Here is an 18,883-nt window from a genome sequence, read left to right as displayed (position 1 = left end):
GAAGGCCGCACCTTGGCGGGGCCTGCCGCATGAGCGCGCACGCACTTTACGTGACCGCCGCTTATGGCATCACCGCCGTGGTGCTGATCGGGCTGATCGGCTGGATCCTGTTTGACCAACGGGCGCGCAAGCGCGAACTCGCCGAACTGGAAGCGGCTGGCGTGCAGCGGCGCTCCGACAAGGCCGCCAAGCCATGAGCACCGAAACGGAAACGCCGACGCCACGTCGCCGCCTGATCGTGCTCTTGCCGCTGTTGATCTTCCTCGGCCTGGCTGGACTGTTCCTGTCGCAGCTGTTGTCGGGACGCGATGTTTCGGAAGTGCCCTCGGCTCTGATCGGCCTGCCGGCGCCGCAGACCAACCTGCCGGCGCTGGAGGGCTCAAACCTGCCGGGGCTCGATTCGAAATCCTTCGCCGGCAAGGTCACATTGGTCAACGTCTTTGCGTCGTGGTGCGCGCCATGCCGCGAAGAGCACCCGGTGCTGCTGGCGCTGGCGCAGGACAAGCGTTTCACCATGGCGGCGCTGAATTACAAAGACCAGCCGGAAAACGCCCGCCGGTTCCTCGGCGATCTCGGCAATCCGTTCCAGGCGATCGGCGTCGACGAAGCCGGCCGAACGGCGATCGACTGGGGCGTCTACGGCGTGCCGGAGACCTTCGTCATCGGCAAGGACGGCAAGATCGCCTACAAGCATGTCGGCCCGCTGACGCCCGAGACGGCGAGGGATCTCTTACTGCCGCAGATCGACAAGGCGCTGGCGGCACCGAACTGAGGACAAGCCCGTCGAAGGGTGCGGCGTTTCAAGACGCTCGTTCGAGTTCCCGCGCACCCCCCTCTGCCCTGCCGGGCATCTCCCCCGCAAGGGGGGAGATCGGACGTCACCTCGATCTTCGCCAATTATCAGCGTGTGAAAGTGCGCCGTCAGCGAAACTGCCAATCTCCCTCCTTGCGGGGGAGATGTCCGGCAGGACAGAGGGGGGTGCTGTCCCGCCGACGTCCTGAAGGGTGCGCGTTCCGCTCACCCCCGGATGATGGCGTCAGCTCAGCCGTAGATCTGCTTGTGGACCTGGTAGAGCATTTCCGAGCGGTCGGCGCGCATGTCGGCCAGATCGCGGCTGGAAAAGCTGTCGATTTCGGCGACAAGGCGGTTGTAGTGCTTGCGCTTGGCAATGCTGTTGCGAGCGCGGGTCATGAGACTGTCGAGGATCATAGCAAGGTTCCTTTTGGCGCCGCATTTCGGCGGCCGTTTCTTCCTCCCTTGATCGATACGAAGCATGACATAGTAATGGTGCGTTGCAAAAAGAAGATGTTGCAATGCACCATTGCGCCCAGCGCATAGCCGGTTAATGCGGCGTTGACGTCACGCGCAGAGCCGGCAAGCGATCTGTCTTGGCTGCGCTTTTTGTATGACACTGTGCGTACCCACGTTGCCTTCTGTCCCTCCGGCTGGCTTGATCTGACGTCATTGATGCCGGGAGGAAAGTATGGCGGCCGCAGACTATTATGAAATTCTCGATCCACGCTTCGCGCGCCTGTTCAACGGCAACGCGCAGGTCGAGAAGCTGTTCACCGGATGCCAGTGGGCGGAAGGGCCGGCCTGGTTCGCCGCCGGGCGCTATGTCGTCTGGTCCGATATCCCCAACAACCGCATGCTGCGCTACGACGAGACTGACGGCAATGTCAGCGTCTTCCGGCAGCCATCCGGCAACGCCAACGGCAACACTGTCGACCGGCAGGGCCGGCTGGTCACCTGCGAGCATTCGGGTCGCCGCGTCAGCCGCACCGAGTTCGACGGCTCTGTCACCACCATCGCCGCCAAATGGAAGGGCAAGCGGTTGAACTCACCCAACGACGCGGTGGTGAAGTCGGACGGCTCGATCTGGTTCACCGATCCGAGCTACGGCATCGACACCGACTATGAAGGCGACAAGGCCGAGAGCGAAATCGGCGCCTGCCATGTCTACCGCGTCGATCCCGGCACCGGCGAGGTCGAAGCCGTCATCACCGACATGGTCAGGCCCAACGGGATCGCCTTCTCGCTCGACGAGAGCAAGCTCTATGTCGTCGACACCGGCCGCACGCATGGCGCGCAGAATCCGGCGCATATGCGGGTGTTCAATGTCGGCAAGGGCGGCAAGAAGGTCTCCGGCGAAAAAATCTTCGCCGATTGCACGGCCGGCCTGTTCGACGGCTTCCGGCTCGACGAGGACGGACGCATCTGGACCAGTGCCGCCGACGGCATCCATTGCTACGATCCAGATGGCACGCTGATCGGCAAGGTCAAGGTGCCGGAAGTCACCGCCAATTGCGTGTTCGGCGGCAACAAGCTGAATTGCCTCTATATCGCCGGCACCACCTCGCTCTACATGGTGCGGCTGATGGTCAACGGCGCCAAGACTTACTGAGACTGGAGCACTGGCGACCGTTCGACAGTTCGTCGAAGCGGGTCGCGCGCACGAACATCCCGGGAGGACAAAAATGCCATTCGTCAACATCCGCATCGTCAAGGAAGTGATCGCCGCCGATCCGGCGGGCAAGAAGGCGGATATCGCCAAAAAGGTCACGGCGGCCATCATGGATGCCACTGGTCTCAGCAATGACGATGTCTGGGTGGTCTTCGAGGAGGTCAATGCGCGCGACTGGTATGTTGGGAAGACCGATGTGGAGACGCTGCGAAAGGGGTAGTTCGAAGGCGTGGCAGCCACGCCCCACGCCTTCGTCATCCTAGGGCGAAGCAGTCGCGAAGCGACGTAGCGGAGACCCTAGGTGGGATGGGATTTGTAAGAGTCGTGGGATTCCCAAATCACCTTTGTTCTGATTCAACCTTCATACTGGAGGAGGCCAGTATGGATGGCAGGATATTCGATGGACCTTCGCGAGCGGGTTGTCGCCGCGGTTAAGACGGAAGGGCTCTCGCGGCGCGCCGCGGCGGCTCGATTTGGCGTCAGCTATAGCGCGGCCATTGCGTGGCTTAAGCGTGTTGAAGAGACTGGCAGTGCCGCGCCTCGCCAGGTGGGCGGCTACAAACCGAAGAAACTCTCGGGAGCGTGGCGCGACTGGCTGATCGAGCGCTGTCACGACGGGGACTTCACCTTGCGCGGCCTTGTGGCCGAGCTTGGTGAGCGTGGTCTGAAGGTCGACTACCGTTCGGTATGGGAGTTCGTGCATGCCGAGAAGCTCACTCACAAAAAAAGACGCTGATCGCCGCCGAACAGGATCGTCCCGATGTCGCGCGACGGCGGCTGCAGTGGACGAAGTATCGGGGCCGGATCGATCCCACGCGACTGGTCTTCATTGACGAGACCTGGACCAAGACCAACATGTCGCCGCTCAGGGGCTGGGCGCCGGTGGGCCAGCGCATCAAGGCCAAAGTGCCGCACGGCCACTGGAAGACCATGACCTTCCTGGCCGCGCTGCGCCACGATCGCGTCGATGCGCCTTGGCTGATCGATGGGCCGATCAACGGCGAGAGGTTCCTCCTCTATGTCGAGAAGGTTCTCGCGCCGACCCTCCAGCCGGGGGATATAGTCATCATGGACAATCTCGGCTCGCACAAAGGCAAGGCGGTGCGCCGCGCCATACGCGCCGCCGGCGCAAGGCTCTTCTTCCTGCCGAAATACTCGCCCGACCTCAATCCGATCGAGCAGCTCTTTTCAAAGCTCAAGCACTGGCTGAGAAAGGCCGCAAGCCGAACCGTCGAAGCCGTCTGCGACGCGATCGGCCAAACCCTCAATCGCGTCACACCGGCAGAGTGCTCACACTACTTCGAAAACTCCGGCTATGACCGAAACTAATCTCATCCCGCTCTAGGATCCATGCCGCGACTTTCGAGCACGGCACAACGGTGCAATTCTGCTTTTGGCGAGCGCGTGTAGTATCCAATGCCGGGCTGTCTTGCGCCCCTCCTGAACCGCAGCATTTTCTGGCAAAGGTCGCGGCATGGATCCTAGGGTCTGCGCCGCGTCGCTTCGCTCCTTGCTCCGCCCTAGGATGACGAAGCGCGGTGATAGCCGCCCAGCCTCAATGCGCGCGGATAAAGTCCGCGAAAGCATTCAGCGCATCGCGCATCGCCAGCCGGTTTTCCGCCTCCGCCAGGATGGCCTCCACATCAGGCGGTTTCTTGCCGAGCAGGGCAATCTCCAGCACATCGTCGCAAAGCGCGAACGACATGGTGCGCACGATCTCGGCCAGTGCGGCGCGGGCAAACAGCGAGCGCGGCGAGGCGTGCACCAGCATCGCCGGCTTGGCCACGGCGGCGTCGCGCGACACCAGCCAGTCGAGCCCGTTCTTCAGCCCGCCCGGCACGCCATGGGCATATTCCGGACAGGAGATGATCACGCCGTCGGCTTGAGTGACGGCATCGATCAGTTCGGAGGCTTCGAGCGGCGTCCGCTCGCCCTCATCGTCGGGATTGAAGATCGGCAGACGGCCGAGCCCGTCATAGATGGTGACGCGACAGCTGGCCGGTGCGTTACGCGCCAGTGCCGCGACCAGCGCCGAATTGGTGGAGGCCGCGCGCAGGCTGCCGGAAATGGCAAGGATGTTCAGCAAGGTGTGGAACCGGTCAGGACGAATCGTGGTCCCGAAAGCCTACCACATCGTCTGCTTATAGCCGTCGTCCAGCCAGCGGTCGGTCGCCTCGGCCGAATCGGCCAGCGCGAGCTGGTCGCGCAGGATCTGGCCGAGCGTCGGCAGCGTCGCGCGGTCGTACCAGGTTTCCGGCTTCCACAGATCCGAACGCATGAAGGCCTTGGCGCAATGCATGTAGGTGGCCTTGACGGTGACCACGATAACGCTCTGCGGTTCCTTGCCGTCGACGGCGAGTTTTTCGCGCAAGCCGGCATCAACGGTGATGCGGGCTTCGCCATTGACGCGCAGCGTCTCGTTCATGCCGGGAATGAGGAAGAGCAGGCCGACCGAGGGATTGAGGAGGATGTTCTCCAGCGTGTCGAGCCGGTTGTTGCCGGGCCGGTCGGGAATGGCGATGGTGGTGTCGTCGAGCACGGCGGTAAAGCCCGGCTTGTCGCCCTTCGGCGTCACATCGGAATTGCCGGCGCCGTCGGACGAGCCGATCAGCACGAACGGACTCTTGCCGATGAAGGAGCGGCAGTGGCCGTCGAGCACCGTCAATTCCTTGCGAATCGAGCCGTCGGTCGGTCGCGGCGTCTTGTAGATCGTCCTCAGCGCGTCGCGCGTGCTGATGAATTCCATGGCCCTCTCCCAGAGCGGTCATCGTTTCACGAAAACGCAGAACCGCTCTTTCTCCTTGTTTTGGCGTAATTCCCAAGGGAAAGCGCTATGCGCTTTTCCCGGGAAAACCGTTACACACTTCCTGGAGTTGCTCTACTTGCCGGCCTTTTCTTCTTTCCCGGTCTTGTCCTCGAGCGAATGACGCAGGATCAGCGGCATCTGGCTGAAGGTGAACAGGAGCGTGATCGGCATGATGCCCCAGACCTTGAAGGTAACCCAGGCGTCGGTGGAAAAATTCCGCCACACCACTTCATTGGCAAGGGCCAGGAACAGGAAGAACAGGCCCCAGCGGAAGGTCAGCTTGCGCCAGCCTTCGGCGTCGAGGCTGAAGGCGGAATCGAAGACATAGCCTAGCAGCGACTTGCCGAAGTAGAGGCCGCCGAGCAGCACGCCGCCGAACAGCGTGTTGACGATGGTCGGCTTCATCTTGATGAAGATATCGTCCTGCAGATAGAGCGTCAGCGCGCCGAAGATGAAGACGACGACGCCCGACACCATCGGCATGATCGGCAAGGTGCGCATCAAAAGCCATGAGGCGATCAGCGCGATGGCCGTGGCGGCCATGAACAGGCCGGTGGCGACGAAGATCGGGCCGCCGAATTCGGCCAGGGCCGGGAATTTCTGCACCAGCCATCCGCCGCGCGCATTGGCGAAGAAGAACACCATCAACGGCCCCAGCTCCAGCACCAGCTTGAGCAGCGGATTGACGCCTTCCTTCTTCTGTTTTTGCGGGTCCGACGGATCGCGTTCGAGGATGGGTGGGTTCATGGAATCTCTTTCTTGCGCATGATCCGATCCAAAAAGTCTGCACCTTTTTGGGACATGCTTTGTTAGGCCACTCCAGCGATCGCCCTGGCGAATTCGCTTGCTGAGAATGGTTCGAGGTCGTCGACCTGTTCGCCGACGCCGATGAAATAGACCGGCAGTTTGTGCTTTGCAGCGATCGCCACCAGAATACCGCCGCGTGCCGTGCCGTCCAGCTTGGTCATCACTAGGCCATTGACGCCGGCGACATTGCGGAAGATCTCGACCTGGTTGAGCGCGTTCTGGCCGGTGGTGGCGTCGACCGTCTGCAGCACGGTGTGCGGTGCTTCCGGATCTAGCTTGCCGAGCACGCGGACGATCTTTTCGAGCTCGGCCATCAGTTCGGTCTTGTTCTGCAGGCGGCCGGCGGTGTCGATGATCAGCACGTCTGAGCCGGCTTCCTTTGCCCGTTCGAAGGCGTCATAGGCCAGCCCTGCGGCATCGGCGCCGATCTTGGAGGCGATCACGGGCGATTTCGTCCGCTCGCCCCAGATCTTCAGCTGTTCGATCGCCGCGGCACGGAACGTGTCGCCGGCGGCGAGCATCACCGACAGGCCGCCATCGGTGAGCTTGGCGGCCAGCTTGCCGATTGTGGTGGTCTTGCCGGTGCCGTTGACACCGACCACCAGGATGACATGCGGCTTGTGCGAGAGATCGAGCTCCAACGGCATGGCGACGTGGGTCAGCACCTTCTCCACCTCGGCCGCCATGATGGCGCGAACCTCAGTGTCCGAGACATCCTTGCCGTAGCGGCTGGCGGCCAGCGCATCGGTGACGCGCAGCGCGGTTTCCATGCCGAGGTCGGCGCGGATCAGCACATCCTCGAGGTCCTGCAGCGTCTCCTCGTCCAGCTTGCGCTTGGTGAAGACGCCGGCAATGTTGCCGGTGAGCTCCTTGGAGGAGCGGGCAAGCCCGTCCTTCATACGCTGGAACCATGAGCGCCTCGGCGCCGGTTCCGGCGCCTTCTGCGGCTCGGCCTTCTGCTCGACCTTCTTGGTGACGGTCACCTTACCGGGCGCGGGAACGGGTTTTGGAGCAGGTTGCGGAATGGCCTGCGGTTCGGGCGCGATTTCGGCAATGACGGGCTGTGCTTCAATCGGCGACGGCTGGCGAATGGGAGGTGCGACTTCGGCTGGCGGGGTTTCGGGCGGCGTGCGCTCTACCTCCCCCTCGATGGGGGAGGTCCCGAGCGCAGCTCGGGGGTGGGGGTGACTGGCGCCGGCGCTGCCACCCCACCCCGCCGCTTCGCGTCGACCCTCCCCATCAAGGGGAGGGTGGGGCGTCGGCGCTGAAATTTCATCCTTCTCCCCGTCACTATACGGGGAGAAGGTGCCGGCAGGCGGATGAGGGGCGGCGCTGACCTCTGAAGACGGCTGAAGAGGGGACGGCGCCGGTGTCGGCACCTCGATCGGAGTTGGTGTTTCTGCCGGAACTTCGGCAGGCGTCGGCACTTCGACCGGGGCCGGCTCCGGCTGCTTTTCCGGACGTGACGGGACGATCTCCGGCTCGGCTGGTGCGGGAGCAGGGACTTCTTGCGGCTGCGGTTCGGGCGTGGGTTCCGGAGTCGCAGGGGTGACCGGAACTTCCTCGGGCGCCGGCGGCTCTGGAGTCTCTGGCGCGGGCGCGGGTTCTTCTTTCGGCGCGGGCTCCGGCAGCGGTTCCGGTTCCGATGGAACAGTCGGCTCCGGTGCTGGCGGGATGGTCGGAGCCGGCTCGGGCGCTGGTTCCTCGACAGGCGCCGGCTCCGCAGGAATCACCTCCGGCTCGGCCGGCGCAGTTTCCGCCTCGGGCCGCGGCTCTTCGCGCTTCAAGAACTCCGGAACGACCTGTTCGGCCGCCGGCTTCAGCGCATCGAGCGCCTCCCATTTGATCGGCGGCAGCGGGGCGGTCTCGTCGATCCGCTCCTCGACCACCTCTTTCTTGCCGAACGAAAATATCTTCTTGAAAAAACCAGCCATGCTTTGCGTTCTCAGGCGGCGCGGGCGGCAAGGGGCGCCGCGATCAGCCTGATACCATCGTGGCCTGATATATCGGCCTCGACGATCTCACCTGGTGCGCCCGTGCCGAGTGCGGCAAGTGTAAAACCCTCGGTGCGGCCAAGGCCGCCGCGCTCGATCAGGATCGACTGACGCGTACCAGTGAGCGACGACAGATGCCTGATATACGCAGCTTCGCCGGCGGCGCGCAGCCGGGCGGCGCGCTGCTTGACCACCTCGCGGCGGAGCTGCGGCATGCGCGCGGCAGGCGTGCCTTCGCGTGGGCTGAACGGGAAGACATGGAGATGGGTCAGGCCACACTCCTCGACGATCTTTTCCGAGTTCTCGAACATCGCGTCGGTTTCGGTCGGGAAGCCGGCGATGATGTCGGCGCCGAAGACGATGCCGGGGCGCAGCTTGCGAACATCCTCGCAGAAGCGGATCGACTGATCGCGCAGATGGCGGCGCTTCATGCGCTTCAGGATCATGTCGTCGCCCGATTGCAGCGACAGATGCAGATGCGGCATCAGCCGCGGCTCGCTGGCAATCGCGTCAAGGAGATCGTCGTCGGCCTCGATCGAATCGATGGAGGACAGCCGCAGGCGCTTCACATCGGGCACCTGCTTGAGGATGGTCTTCACCAGCCTGCCGAGCTTTGGCGCGCCCGGAAGGTCGGCGCCAAAACTGGTCATGTCGACGCCGGTCAGCACGATCTCGGCATAGCCGTTTCCGGCGAGCCGCTTGACCTGCTCGACCACGGCGCCCATCGGCACCGAACGCGAATTGCCGCGGCCATAGGGAATGATGCAAAAGGTGCAGCGGTGGTCGCAGCCGTTCTGCACCTGGACGAAGGCACGCGCCCGACCCTCGATGGCGTCGACCATATGGCCGGCGGTTTCGCGCACCGAAAAGATGTCGTTGACGCGGGCTTTCTCGGTGTCGTTGACGCCGAAATCCGGCAGCGCGCGATAGGAGTTGGCCTTCAGCTTCTCCTCATTGCCAAGCACGAGATCGACCTCGTCCATGGCAGCGAATTTTTCAGGCTCGGTCTGCGCGGCGCAGCCGGTGACGATGATGCGGGCCTGCGGGTTGTCGCGGCGCGCCTTTCGGATCGCCTGTTTGGCCTGTCGCACCGCCTCGCCGGTGACGGCGCAGGTGTTGAAGATCACGGCGCCGCCTTCCAGCGCGCCGAGGCCGGCGGTTTCGGCCTCGCGCCGCATAACCTCGGATTCATAGGTGTTCAGCCGGCAGCCGAAAGTAACGACATCGATGCCCTTGGACATCGGGCTCTTGGACAGAGCGGACATCAGGCCGCGCTTTCGGTGTCGCGGGCCCATGTTCCGGTCGACGGATCGAAGCTGCCGGAAAATTCCCATTCGGCGGCACCGGTCAGGATGACATGATCATCGGCGCGCCATTCGACATGCAGCGTACCGCCGCCGGGGGTCAGCAGGCTGACGTTGCGGCCGGTCCGGTTGATGCGTGCGGCTGCGACCACGGCGGCGCAAGAAGCCGAGCCACAGGCCTTGGTCAGGCCGGCGCCGCGCTCCCATGTGCGGATGATCATGGTTTCGGGCGAGGTGACCTGGGCGATGGTTATGTTGGCGCGCTCGGGGAACATCGGGTGGTTCTCGAGCAGAGGACCGAAGCGGTCGAGTTCATAGGACCAGACGTCGCGGTCGACCCAGAAAATGGCGTGCGGATTGCCCATCGAGACGACAGAGGGCGAGTGCAGCACCGGCGCGTCGATCGGGCCGATCTGCAGCTCGATCATGCGGGTGTCGCGGAAATCCTCGGCCAGGGGGATGTCCTGCCAGCCGAAACGCGGCGTGCCCATGTCGACCGAGATCGACCCGTCGGCATGTTCGTGCGCGTTGAGGATGCCGACGACGGTCTCGAAGGTGAAGGTCTTCTGGCCGGTCTCGGCGGCGAGCGCCTGGACAACGCAGCGCATGCCATTGCCGCAGGCCTGCGCGCCGGTTCCGTCAGAGTTCAGAATGTCGATGAAAAAGGCGGTGCCCGGCGTCCTGGCATCGTGGATCGCCATGATCTGGTCGAAGCTGGTCGCGGCATCGGCGTTCAGCGCGATCGCCGCAGCCGCGGTCACCCGATCGGCACGGCTACGCATATCGGCAACGATGATCTCGTTGCCGATGCCGTTCATCTTGGCGAAAGGGGCAGTGCTGGCCATTGCTCCGCGAATTCCGTGTCCGTTTGGCGCTATATGGCGGAAACGGGCGGGAATTACCAGTGCGGAGCCGCTTTACGTGACAGCGAAGGCGCCGGACTTACGTGACGGCGAAGATGCCCAGCACCACCAGCAGGAAGATCACCAGAACGATGCCGATAAGGATGCGTGCGCCGGTGGCGGCGGCACCTGCCAGCGCAGGCATGCCGAGCAGGCTCGCCGCGGCGGCGACAATCAGGAGAATGATGATCCATTTGAGCACGGGAATGCCTCGCGAACCGACAGATTTTGAAACCGCATGAAAACGCGTCCGCCGCGCTTGGGTTCCCGTCGGTTGCGAGGCCGATGCTCGTCAAGATCTAGCTGGCGATCTCGATATCGGTGGTGAAGGGCGCCGTCTTGTTCGAATTCTCGTCATGCATGAGGAAGTCGCACCGGTATTTGCCGGGCGGCAAGCCGTCGAGCGAAAGGTCCAGCTTGAAGAACAGTTCGCGGTTGTGGGAGCGGGAGGCGACCTGGACACGGCCGACCTTCTCACTCGTGCCGAGCGTCTCGCCGGCTGCGGAAACCACGGTGATGTCGACGGAAAGCGCGATCATGCTGTTGCCGAGGCCGTCCGAGCCGTAGCCGTAGCCAACCGGCTCCATGTACAGCACGATCTTCTCGCCGGGCTTGTAGATGTGATTGGCACGCTCGCTGTAGATGCCGAAGCCACTTGCGCTATCGACCTGTTTGACGTTCTGCACGGCCAGCGGCATCGCTTGCCAAAAGGCTTCCTCGGCACTGCGGAATTTGTCCAGCGCGCCGGCGCCATCACCCGATTGCAGCAGCTTTTCGGCCTCGGTGGCGCGGTCGCTGATTTCGCCTGCGAAAGCGCACGGCGTCGAAATCGCCAGCGCCATCAGAACTGCCATGATCGATTTCATCTGAATCCCCCTTTGCCTGTTTGGGGGACCATCAGCGAAAATGACCGTGCCGTAAATGGCCAATGTAGACTTCAGCCGCACCCGATCTCAGGCACGTCCCAGGCCTCGCCGGGCCGCAAGGCGCGAAAGCGCTGCCGTGGGATGCCTTGATCGTCAAGCGCCTCGGTCAATTTTCGCGCCGGCTCGTCGATCGGTTCGTCGGTGAGCTGGAAAGTGCCCCAGTGGCAGCCGGCGGCATGGGCGGCATTGCACAGTGTCATGCCTTGCACCGCCTCCTCAGGATTCTGGTGCTGCGGCGCCATGAACCAGCGCGGCTCATAGGCGCCGATCGGCAGGATAGCGAAGCGGAAACCGCCATGTTTTACAGCCATCAGCCGGTAGTTGATGCCATCGTGGAAGCCGGTGTCGCCGGCGAAATAGAGCTTGCTATCAGGCGTTTCGATGACGAAGCCGGCCCACAGCGCCATACGCCGGTCGCGGGCGCCTCGCGCCGACCAGTGATGCACCGGCTCGACATGGACGGCGACTCCATTGCCGACCTCGATCCTGTCGCCCCAGTCATGCGCCGACAGCCGCATGCCGGGAACCGCATTGCCGATGACGGCATCGTTGCCGAGCGGGGTGAGCACCAGCGGGTCGTGGCTGGCCTTCAGCCGCTTCAGCGTGGCGAGGTCGAGATGGTCGTAGTGGTTGTGGCTGACCAGCACGAGGTCGATCGGCGGCAGGTCGGCGAAGGCGATGCCTGGCGCATTGATGCGTTTAGGCCCGGCGAAGGAAAGCGGTGACGCACGCGGCGACCACACCGGGTCGGTGAGGATGTTCAGGCCGGCCGTCTGGACCAGCAAGGTGGAATGGCCGACCATCGTCACTTTCAGTGCGGTGCCCTCGACCTTCGCGGCCGGCTTTGCCTGCGGAAAGGGGCTTGGATTCGTCGCCGGCCATTTCGAACGCTTGCCATTGAACTGCCATTTCAGCAGGTCGGCGAAACGGCCGGGTGGCTGGCCGTCGGGATTGAAGAATAATGTGCCGTCGAAATGGTCGCTGGGCGGGCCGCTGTAATAGCGATTGGCGGCTCTCTTTCTCGCGGCCAATTTTGCGGCTCCAGCAGGGGTTTCGTCTCCCTGACATAGGCGCTGCGCCGGCTCGCGCAAGCTTCTGACCGTCGAATAGCAGGGGCAGCACTGTCTCGACCGAGACCCAGGGCGGACGCGCGACCAGAGGCCGGTGCCGTGGTGATTGCGATAAATTTGCAACAAATCTTGCTGCAAACCGTATTTTAACCATATCGGGTTGAAATTTCGCCACCTTCTCCATCTTGGTGGAGGTGAGATTGTGCGGACGGCTTCCCCCCAGCCGGATCCGACGGAGGTTGGAATGACTTTTTCGAAAACCGGTCTGGTGGCCGTATCGCTGGCGGCGCTCGTTGCGAGCGGCTGTTCAACCTCACGCTTCTCGTCGATGGATGACCAGCAGCCCGCCCCTCTGGAAGCCGCGCCCGCCGGCAAGGTGACCGCGAACCAGCTGCCGCCGCCGGCGTCGCCCGGAACGACAGACCCGTCGCAATTCCCGACCGCGCCGGCAAACACGCAAGTTGCCTCGCTGCCGCCAGACGGCTCGGCTCCCGCCGGAGCCTCGGACCTCAACGCCGCCAGCGTCGCCGGAGTCTGGAACGCCAGCGTTTCGGGCCAGAGCTGCAAAGTGGCAACGCCGCAGACCAAATTCGGCGCTGGCTTCCGCGCCGGGCCGCTGCATTGCCCGGCACCGATCGACGGCATCAAGTCGTGGAACGTCGCCGGCAAGCAGCTGACGCTCTATGACGAGAATGGCGGAGCGCTGGCGCGGCTCTATTCGTCGGGCGGCTCGAAGTTCGACGGCCAGACTTCCAACGGCCAGCCGATTTCGCTTACAAGATAGGCTGACCCTCCTCTATTTGGTTTTACGCAATTCCGGATGGAAAACCGCTACACGCTTTTCCTGGAATTGCTCCAGAACGACGTGACCGATGCATCTGCGTGACGGCCTCCAGACCCATGCGACCGTCAGGCAGCGCTACGACCATCTGGTGGAAACCGGCGCGATCGAACGCGATCCGGCGCAGGAGCGGATCGCGGCTGCGCTCGATCGGCTGATCGACGAGATCTCGGCCAAGCGGCTGGCGCACAAGTCGAGTGCGCTGGGCTGGCTGTTTGCCCGCAGGCGCGAGACGCATGAGGCCGTCAAAGGCCTCTACATCCATGGCGGCGTCGGCCGCGGCAAGACCATGCTGATGGACATGTTCTTCGACTTGCTGCCGGTGCGGCGCAAACGCCGCGTGCATTTCAACGACTTCATGGCCGACGTGCAGGACCGTATCCAGAAGCACCGTCAGGCGCGCAAGAATGGCGACGTCAAGGAGGACGATCCGATCCCGCCCGTGGCCAAGGCCCTTGCCGAGCAGGCCTGGGTGCTGTGCTTCGACGAGTTCTCGGTCACCGACATTGCCGACGCGATGATCCTGTCGCGGTTGTTTTCCGCGCTGTTTGCCAGCGGCGTGGTGCTGGTCGCCACCTCGAACGTGGCACCGGAAGATCTTTACAGCGACGGCCTAAACCGCCAGCTTTTCCTGCCGTTCATCGGCATTCTGGAGCGGCATGCACAGGTGCTGGCGCTCGACGCCGACAAGGACTACCGGCTGGAAAAGCTCGCCCGCATGCCGGTCTATGTCACGCCGGTCGATGCGGCGGCCGACCAGATTCTGGACGAGGCCTGGCAAGCCATGACGCGTGGGGCGCCGACCGCCGGGACGTCGCTGGCGCTCAAAGGCCGGCAGGTGATCGTGCCGGCAGCTGCCGGCGACGCGGCGCGGTTCTCGTTCGCCGATCTCTGCGAAAAGCCACTGGGCGCGCGCGATTTCCTGGCCATTGCTGGGCGTTTTTCGACCGTCTTCATTGACCACATCCCCGTGATCGGCGAAGGCAAGCGCAATGAGGCCAAGCGCTTTATCCTTCTGATCGACACGCTCTACGACCATCATGTGCGGCTGGTGGCGAGTGCCGAAGCGCCGCCGCCCCAGCTTTATGTCGCCAAGCGCGGCGTCGAGGTCTTCGAGTTCGAGCGCACGGCATCGCGGCTGATCGAGATGCAAAGCCGCGACTGGCTGGAGGATTGGGCGGAGCGGCGGAATGCGAAGGCGGCGCCGGAGGAAGCGCAGCAGGCACAGGCGTAAGTGCCTGCTCCAAAAGCCGATCTGTCGCGTTCTGTCACACCCCCCTCTGTCCTGCCGGACATCTCCCCCGCAAGGGGGGAGATCGGCAGCTTTGGTGCCTCGCCTCTTCTTTCACCTTTGAAAGTTGGCGAAGGCCGGCATGACAGCCAATCTCCCCCCTTGCGGGGGAGATGTCCGGCAGGACAGAGGGGGGTGCTGTCCCGCCGACGTCTACAAACGATATACATACATCACGAAGCCCTCCGCTGCCTCATGCGGCTCCGTGCGCGATTCGTAAAGCGCGCGGGCTGGACCGTTGTCCGGCTCGGTGCCGACCCAGGCCTCTTCACAGCCATGCTCCCTGCCGATCGAGAACATCGCATCGAGCATTTTTCGCGCGATGCCTTGGCGCTGGAATGCAGGCGATACGCCGACCTCGTCGATATAGAGTTCGCTGACCTTGTCGGGATGACGATGGATGACGGCGGCGCATTGACCGACGACCACGCCATCAGCGAGCGCCACGATCATGAAATGGCCTGGCTGGCTGAGATAGGCCGCCAGCCGATCCGGCCTGACCGGCTCGTCGAACACATCCTCGGCGACCCGCATCACAAGGGCGTCATCGCCCGCTTCCAGCCTTCTGATTTCCATCCTCATTGTATAAATTCTCCCAAGTCGGCTTACAAACTTTGACGTTTACGTAAATCCCAATCACTCTAACCGATTGAAAATGCTAGCTCCGAAATAATCGTTTGAATTTATATTGCGCCGGGGCTATTGGGTGCGGCGAAAATTCGCGGTTCCCCCGCAGCATTCCGGCCTCTTCTTCGATGCGCCATCAAGTCGTTAAAGATTTGAGACGCCGTCACTGACAAAGGGAAAACATCCTCACATGGCACGCAACAAGATAGCGCTCATCGGCTCTGGCATGATCGGCGGCACGCTCGCCCACATGATCGGCCTCAAGGACCTCGGCGACGTGGTGCTGTTCGATATTGCCGAGGGTATCCCGCAGGGCAAGGGGCTCGATATCGCGCAGTCGTCGCCGGTCGATGGCTTCGACAGCCGCCTCACCGGCATCAACGACTATGCCGGCATAGAGGGTGCCGACGTCTGCATCGTCACCGCCGGCGTGCCGCGCAAGCCGGGCATGAGCCGCGACGATCTTTTGGGCATCAACCTGAAGGTCATGGAACAGGTCGGCGCCGGCCTCAAGAAGTACGCGCCGAAGGCCTTCGTCATCTGCATCACCAACCCGCTCGACGCCATGGTCTGGGCGCTGCAGAAGTTCTCCGGCCTGCCCAAGAGCCATGTCGTCGGCATGGCCGGCGTGCTCGACAGCGCGCGCTTCCGCTATTTCCTGGCCGAGGAATTCAAGGTCTCGGTCGAGGACGTCACCGCCTTCGTGCTCGGCGGCCACGGCGATTCCATGGTGCCGATGATCCGCTATTCGACGGTTTCGGGCATTCCGCTGCCCGACCTTATCAAGATGGGCTGGACCTCGAAGGAAAAGCTCGACCAGATCGTGCAGCGCACCCGTGACGGCGGCGCCGAGATCGTCGGCCTGCTCAAGACCGGCTCGGCCTATTACGCGCCGGCCGCCTCGGCGATCCAGATGGCTGAAGCCTATCTCAAGGACAAGAAGCGCGTGCTGCCGTGCGCCGCGTATCTCTCCGGCCAGTATGGCGTCAAGAACACCTATGTCGGCGTTCCCGTGGTGATCGGCGCCGGTGGCGTCGAACGCATCATCGAGATCGACCTCAACAAGGCCGAGCAGAAGATGTTCGACAGTTCGGTGGCGACGGTGCAGGGCCTGACCGAGGCCTGCGTCAAGATCGCGCCGCAACTCGCCGCCAAATGAATCTCCAGTAAGTGAACCTCCAGCAAGCAACCCGGAGACATCGAGCATGAACATCCATGAGTATCAGGGCAAGGCGCTGCTGAAGTCTTTCGGCGCGCCGGTGGCCGAAGGCGTGCCGGTGTTCAAGGCGAGCGAGGCGGAAGCCGCCGCCAAGGCGCTGCCGGGTCCGCTCTATGTGGTGAAGAGCCAGATCCATGCCGGCGGCCGCGGCAAGGGCAAATTCACTGAGCTTGGCCCGGACGCCAAGGGTGGTGTGCGGCTGGCCAAGTCGGTGGCTGATGTCGTCGCCAACGCCAACGAGATGCTGGGCAACACGCTAGTGACCAAGCAGACCGGCCCGGCCGGCAAGCAGGTCAACCGCCTCTATATCGAGGACGGTGCCGACATCGAACGCGAGCTCTATCTGTCGATCCTGGTCGACCGCTCGGTCGGCCGCGTTGCCTTCGTCGTCTCGACCGAAGGCGGCATGGACATCGAAGCGGTCGCCCATGACACGCCGGAAAAGATCATCACCGTCGCCATCGATCCGGAAAAGGGTGTCATCGCAGCCGATCTGAAGGCGCTCAACGGCGCGCTGAAGCTCGACGGTGACGCGGCACAAGACGGCGATACGCTGTTCCCGATCCTCTACAAGGCCTTCGTCGAGAAGGACATGAGCCTGCTCGAGGTCAACCCGCTGATCGTCATGAAGAACGGCCGGCTGCGCGTGCTCGACGCAAAGGTGTCGTTCGACAACAACGCGCTGTTCCGTCACCCCGACGTGCTCGAACTGCGCGACACCACCGAAGAGGACGAGAAGGAGATCGAGGCGTCGAAATACGACCTCGCCTATGTCGCCCTCGACGGCAATATCGGTTGCATGGTCAATGGCGCCGGCCTTGCCATGGCGACGATGGACATCATCAAGCTCTACGGCGCCGAACCCGCCAACTTCCTCGATGTCGGCGGTGGCGCGTCGAAGGAGAAGGTGACGGCGGCGTTCAAGATCATCACCAAGGATCCGGCTGTCAAAGGCATCCTGATCAACATCTTCGGCGGCATCATGAAGTGCGACATCATCGCCGAGGGCGTCATTGCCGCGGTCAAGGAAGTCGGGCTGGAAGTGCCGCTGGTGGTGCGCCTCGAAGGCACCAATGCCGAACTCGGCAAGAAGATCATCAACGACAGCGGCCTCAACGTGGTGTCGGCCGATGACCTCGACGATGCGGCCAAGAAAATCGTGGCGGCGGTGAAGGGCTGATCTGGTGCCTCCGCACAAGATAAACCTGGTCGAGGCGGCGGATCAAAAGATCAAGAAGGTCTTCGATCCGCATATCGCCGGCGACGTCAATGACAGCCAAGCTAAGGTCGCCAAGTTCGGCGAGATGTTCGACTGGCACGCGCATGACAATGAGGACGAAGCCTTCCTCGTCCTGCGCGGCCGCATCGCTATCGATTTTCGCGACGGTCCGGTCGAACTCGGCGAGGGCGACTTCATCGTCGTGCCGCGCGGTGTCGAGCACCGGCCGCGTTCGCTCACTGCGGAGCCGGTCGTGCTGATGTTCGAGCCGGCAACGACGCTCAACACCGGCAACGCCATGAGCGACCTCACCGTCGCCGACCTAAAGCGGCTCTGACCATGTTTCCCTCGATCAACGGTTTTTAGAAAAGGGCTCCCATGTCCATTCTCGTCGACAAGAACACCAAAGTGCTGGTGCAGGGCCTGACCGGCAAGACCGGCACGTTCCACACCGAACAGGCGCTGGCCTATCACGGCACGAAAATGGTCGGCGGTATCCATCCGAAGAAGGGTGGCGAGACCTGGACCGGCTCGAAGGGCGAGAGCCTGCCGATCTTCGCCACCGTCGCCGAGGGCAAGGAAAAGACCGGTGCCAACGCTTCGGTCGTCTATGTGCCGCCGGCAGGTGCCGCCGAGGCGATCCTGGAAGCGATCGAGGCCGAGATCCCGCTGATCATCTGCATCACCGAAGGCATACCGGTGATGGACATGATCAAGGTCAAGGCGCGGCTCGATCGCTCGACCTCGCGGCTGATCGGCCCGAACTGCCCGGGCGTCTTGACGCCCAACGAATGCAAGATCGGCATCATGCCTGGCAACATCTTTCGCAAGGGCTCGGTCGGCGTTGTTTCGCGCTCGGGAACACTTACCTATGAGGCAGTGTTCCAGACCACCAATGTCGGTCTCGGCCAGACGACCGCCGTCGGCATCGGCGGCGACCCCGTCAAGGGCACCGAGTTCATCGACGTGCTCGAGATGTTTCTCGCCGACGACGAGACCAAGTCGATCATCATGATCGGCGAGATCGGCGGTTCGGCCGAGGAAGACGCCGCGCAGTTCCTCAAGGACGAAGCCAAGCGTGGCCGCAAGAAACCGATGGCCGGCTTTATCGCCGGGCGCACGGCGCCGGCCGGCCGCACCATGGGTCATGCAGGCGCGGTCATCTCCGGCGGCAAGGGCGGCGCCGAAGACAAGATCGCGGCAATGGAATCGGCTGGCATCAAGGTATCACCCTCGCCGGCAAGGCTGGGCACGACCTTGGTCGAGGCGATCAAGGGTTAAAGTGAGTAGCGAGTAGTGAATAGCGAATAGGGAAAACAGAGTAGCGGCGCGACCACAGGGCAATCCCTACTCGCTATTCGCTACTCACTATTCGCTCCAGACAGGAGACGGAGCCAGGCTCCGCGGACAAA

23 protein-coding genes are annotated in these 18,883 nt (G+C 63.1%); 11 read left to right on the top strand and 12 right to left on the bottom strand.

Annotation, left to right across the window (positions count from 1 at the left end; genetic code table 11):
• Positions 1-29 precede the first annotated feature (29 nt).
• Together ccmD and ACFOJ9_RS32570 are read left to right on the top strand one after the other, a co-directional pair.
• On the top strand, positions 30-197 hold the full coding sequence (gene ccmD, locus ACFOJ9_RS32575; RefSeq protein WP_378985304.1) for a heme exporter protein CcmD: 168 nt from the start codon (positions 30-32) through the stop codon (positions 195-197).
• A complete protein-coding gene (locus ACFOJ9_RS32570) occupies positions 194-772 on the top strand; it encodes a DsbE family thiol:disulfide interchange protein (protein ID WP_378985302.1) in 579 nt (192 codons plus the stop codon). The genes ccmD and ACFOJ9_RS32570 overlap by 4 nt, the downstream gene beginning before the upstream one ends.
• Positions 773-1,042: 270 nt before the next feature.
• Here ACFOJ9_RS32570 and ACFOJ9_RS32565 read toward each other — a convergent pair whose 3' ends face one another.
• The gene (locus ACFOJ9_RS32565; protein WP_081738754.1) at positions 1,043-1,210 is read right to left on the bottom strand and encodes a hypothetical protein; all 168 of its coding nucleotides are present in this window, start codon (positions 1,208-1,210) and stop codon (positions 1,043-1,045) included.
• Positions 1,207-1,413, bottom strand: coding sequence for a hypothetical protein (locus ACFOJ9_RS32560; protein ID WP_378985300.1), 207 nt, complete (start codon positions 1,411-1,413; stop codon positions 1,207-1,209). The genes ACFOJ9_RS32565 and ACFOJ9_RS32560 overlap by 4 nt, the downstream gene beginning before the upstream one ends.
• A 71-nt stretch (positions 1,414-1,484) precedes the next feature.
• Between ACFOJ9_RS32560 and ACFOJ9_RS32555 the strand changes: the two genes are divergently transcribed.
• The 3 genes from ACFOJ9_RS32555 (at position 1,485) to ACFOJ9_RS32545 (ending at position 3,794) form a co-directional block, all read left to right on the top strand.
• Complete coding sequence (locus tag ACFOJ9_RS32555; protein ID WP_378985298.1) at positions 1,485-2,405, top strand: SMP-30/gluconolactonase/LRE family protein; 921 nt, start codon at positions 1,485-1,487, stop codon at positions 2,403-2,405.
• A gap of 73 nt (positions 2,406-2,478) precedes the next feature.
• Positions 2,479-2,685 carry a tautomerase family protein gene (locus ACFOJ9_RS32550; protein WP_013528835.1) on the top strand — a complete coding sequence of 69 codons (207 nt, stop codon included), beginning with the start codon at positions 2,479-2,481 and terminating at the stop codon, positions 2,683-2,685.
• Between the two features lie 165 nt (positions 2,686-2,850).
• Positions 2,851-3,794, top strand: a protein-coding gene (locus tag ACFOJ9_RS32545) for an IS630 family transposase (protein ID WP_378977816.1) whose coding sequence is annotated in 2 segments (ribosomal slippage) — positions 2,851-3,183 and positions 3,186-3,794 — 942 coding nt in all. Because the reading frame shifts where the segments join, the coding sequence is not laid out codon by codon here.
• 226 nt (positions 3,795-4,020) lie between these two features.
• Here ACFOJ9_RS32545 and ACFOJ9_RS32540 read toward each other — a convergent pair.
• The 9 genes from ACFOJ9_RS32540 to ACFOJ9_RS32500 all read right to left on the bottom strand — a co-directional run bounded on the left by ACFOJ9_RS32540 (position 4,021) and on the right by ACFOJ9_RS32500 (position 12,235).
• Positions 4,021-4,551 carry an NADPH-dependent FMN reductase gene (locus tag ACFOJ9_RS32540; RefSeq protein ID WP_378985295.1) on the bottom strand — a complete coding sequence of 177 codons (531 nt, stop codon included), beginning with the start codon at positions 4,549-4,551 and terminating at the stop codon, positions 4,021-4,023.
• A gap of 39 nt (positions 4,552-4,590) precedes the next feature.
• Positions 4,591-5,211 (bottom strand): pyridoxamine 5'-phosphate oxidase family protein, encoded by a 621-nt coding sequence (locus ACFOJ9_RS32535; protein ID WP_378985293.1) that lies wholly within the window; start codon positions 5,209-5,211, stop codon positions 4,591-4,593.
• Between the two features lie 132 nt (positions 5,212-5,343).
• A complete protein-coding gene (locus ACFOJ9_RS32530; protein WP_378985291.1) occupies positions 5,344-6,018 on the bottom strand; it encodes a septation protein A in 675 nt (224 codons plus the stop codon).
• Between the two features lie 62 nt (positions 6,019-6,080).
• Positions 6,081-8,012: a signal recognition particle-docking protein FtsY gene (gene ftsY, locus ACFOJ9_RS32525; protein ID WP_378985289.1), complete on the bottom strand. Its 1,932-nt coding sequence runs from the start codon at positions 8,010-8,012 to the stop codon at positions 6,081-6,083.
• An 11-nt stretch (positions 8,013-8,023) separates the two neighbouring features.
• Positions 8,024-9,337 (bottom strand): tRNA (N(6)-L-threonylcarbamoyladenosine(37)-C(2))-methylthiotransferase MtaB, encoded by a 1,314-nt coding sequence (gene mtaB / locus ACFOJ9_RS32520; RefSeq protein WP_378985287.1) that lies wholly within the window; start codon positions 9,335-9,337, stop codon positions 8,024-8,026.
• Entirely contained in the window at positions 9,337-10,221 is an 885-nt protein-coding gene (dapF, locus tag ACFOJ9_RS32515) for a diaminopimelate epimerase (protein WP_378985285.1), read from the bottom strand. Before dapF ends, mtaB begins: the two co-directional genes overlap by 1 nt.
• A gap of 97 nt (positions 10,222-10,318) precedes the next feature.
• Positions 10,319-10,480 (bottom strand): DUF1328 family protein, encoded by a 162-nt coding sequence (locus ACFOJ9_RS32510; RefSeq protein ID WP_082525393.1) that lies wholly within the window; start codon positions 10,478-10,480, stop codon positions 10,319-10,321.
• 97 nt (positions 10,481-10,577) lie between these two features.
• Entirely contained in the window at positions 10,578-11,144 is a 567-nt protein-coding gene (locus ACFOJ9_RS32505; protein WP_378985282.1) for a hypothetical protein, read from the bottom strand.
• 71 nt (positions 11,145-11,215) lie between these two features.
• On the bottom strand, positions 11,216-12,235 hold the full coding sequence (locus tag ACFOJ9_RS32500; RefSeq protein WP_378985280.1) for an MBL fold metallo-hydrolase: 1,020 nt from the start codon (positions 12,233-12,235) through the stop codon (positions 11,216-11,218).
• 283 nt (positions 12,236-12,518) lie between these two features.
• Here ACFOJ9_RS32500 and ACFOJ9_RS32495 point away from each other — a divergent pair, with 283 nt between their 5' ends.
• Together ACFOJ9_RS32495 and zapE are read left to right on the top strand one after the other, a co-directional pair.
• Positions 12,519-13,058 (top strand): protease inhibitor Inh/omp19 family protein, encoded by a 540-nt coding sequence (locus ACFOJ9_RS32495; protein ID WP_378985278.1) that lies wholly within the window; start codon positions 12,519-12,521, stop codon positions 13,056-13,058.
• Between the two features lie 88 nt (positions 13,059-13,146).
• The gene (gene zapE / locus ACFOJ9_RS32490; protein WP_378985276.1) at positions 13,147-14,349 is read left to right on the top strand and encodes a cell division protein ZapE; all 1,203 of its coding nucleotides are present in this window, start codon (positions 13,147-13,149) and stop codon (positions 14,347-14,349) included.
• A 210-nt stretch (positions 14,350-14,559) separates the two neighbouring features.
• On the opposite strand, the gene ACFOJ9_RS32485 is transcribed toward zapE, so the two are convergent.
• Positions 14,560-14,988, bottom strand: coding sequence for a GNAT family N-acetyltransferase (locus ACFOJ9_RS32485; RefSeq protein ID WP_378985274.1), 429 nt, complete (start codon positions 14,986-14,988; stop codon positions 14,560-14,562).
• 235 nt (positions 14,989-15,223) lie between these two features.
• Here ACFOJ9_RS32485 and mdh point away from each other — a divergent pair, with 235 nt between their 5' ends.
• From mdh to sucD, 4 genes are read left to right on the top strand one after another with little or no spacing between them, the layout of a single operon-like run.
• Complete coding sequence (gene mdh / locus ACFOJ9_RS32480; protein WP_378985272.1) at positions 15,224-16,192, top strand: malate dehydrogenase; 969 nt, start codon at positions 15,224-15,226, stop codon at positions 16,190-16,192.
• A gap of 46 nt (positions 16,193-16,238) precedes the next feature.
• On the top strand, positions 16,239-17,432 hold the full coding sequence (sucC, locus tag ACFOJ9_RS32475; RefSeq protein WP_378985270.1) for an ADP-forming succinate--CoA ligase subunit beta: 1,194 nt from the start codon (positions 16,239-16,241) through the stop codon (positions 17,430-17,432).
• Between the two features lie 4 nt (positions 17,433-17,436).
• The gene (locus ACFOJ9_RS32470) at positions 17,437-17,808 is read left to right on the top strand and encodes a cupin domain-containing protein (protein WP_378985268.1); all 372 of its coding nucleotides are present in this window, start codon (positions 17,437-17,439) and stop codon (positions 17,806-17,808) included.
• Positions 17,809-17,849: 41 nt separating this feature from the next.
• On the top strand, positions 17,850-18,752 hold the full coding sequence (gene sucD, locus ACFOJ9_RS32465) for a succinate--CoA ligase subunit alpha (protein WP_027042853.1): 903 nt from the start codon (positions 17,850-17,852) through the stop codon (positions 18,750-18,752).
• Positions 18,753-18,883 lie beyond the last annotated feature (131 nt).

It is taken from the genome of Mesorhizobium cantuariense, from assembly GCF_042647205.1.
Classification (GTDB): domain Bacteria; phylum Pseudomonadota; class Alphaproteobacteria; order Rhizobiales; family Rhizobiaceae; genus Mesorhizobium; species Mesorhizobium cantuariense.
Note: the sequence above shows the minus strand (reverse complement) of the source record. Positions and strands in the feature narration are given on the sequence as shown.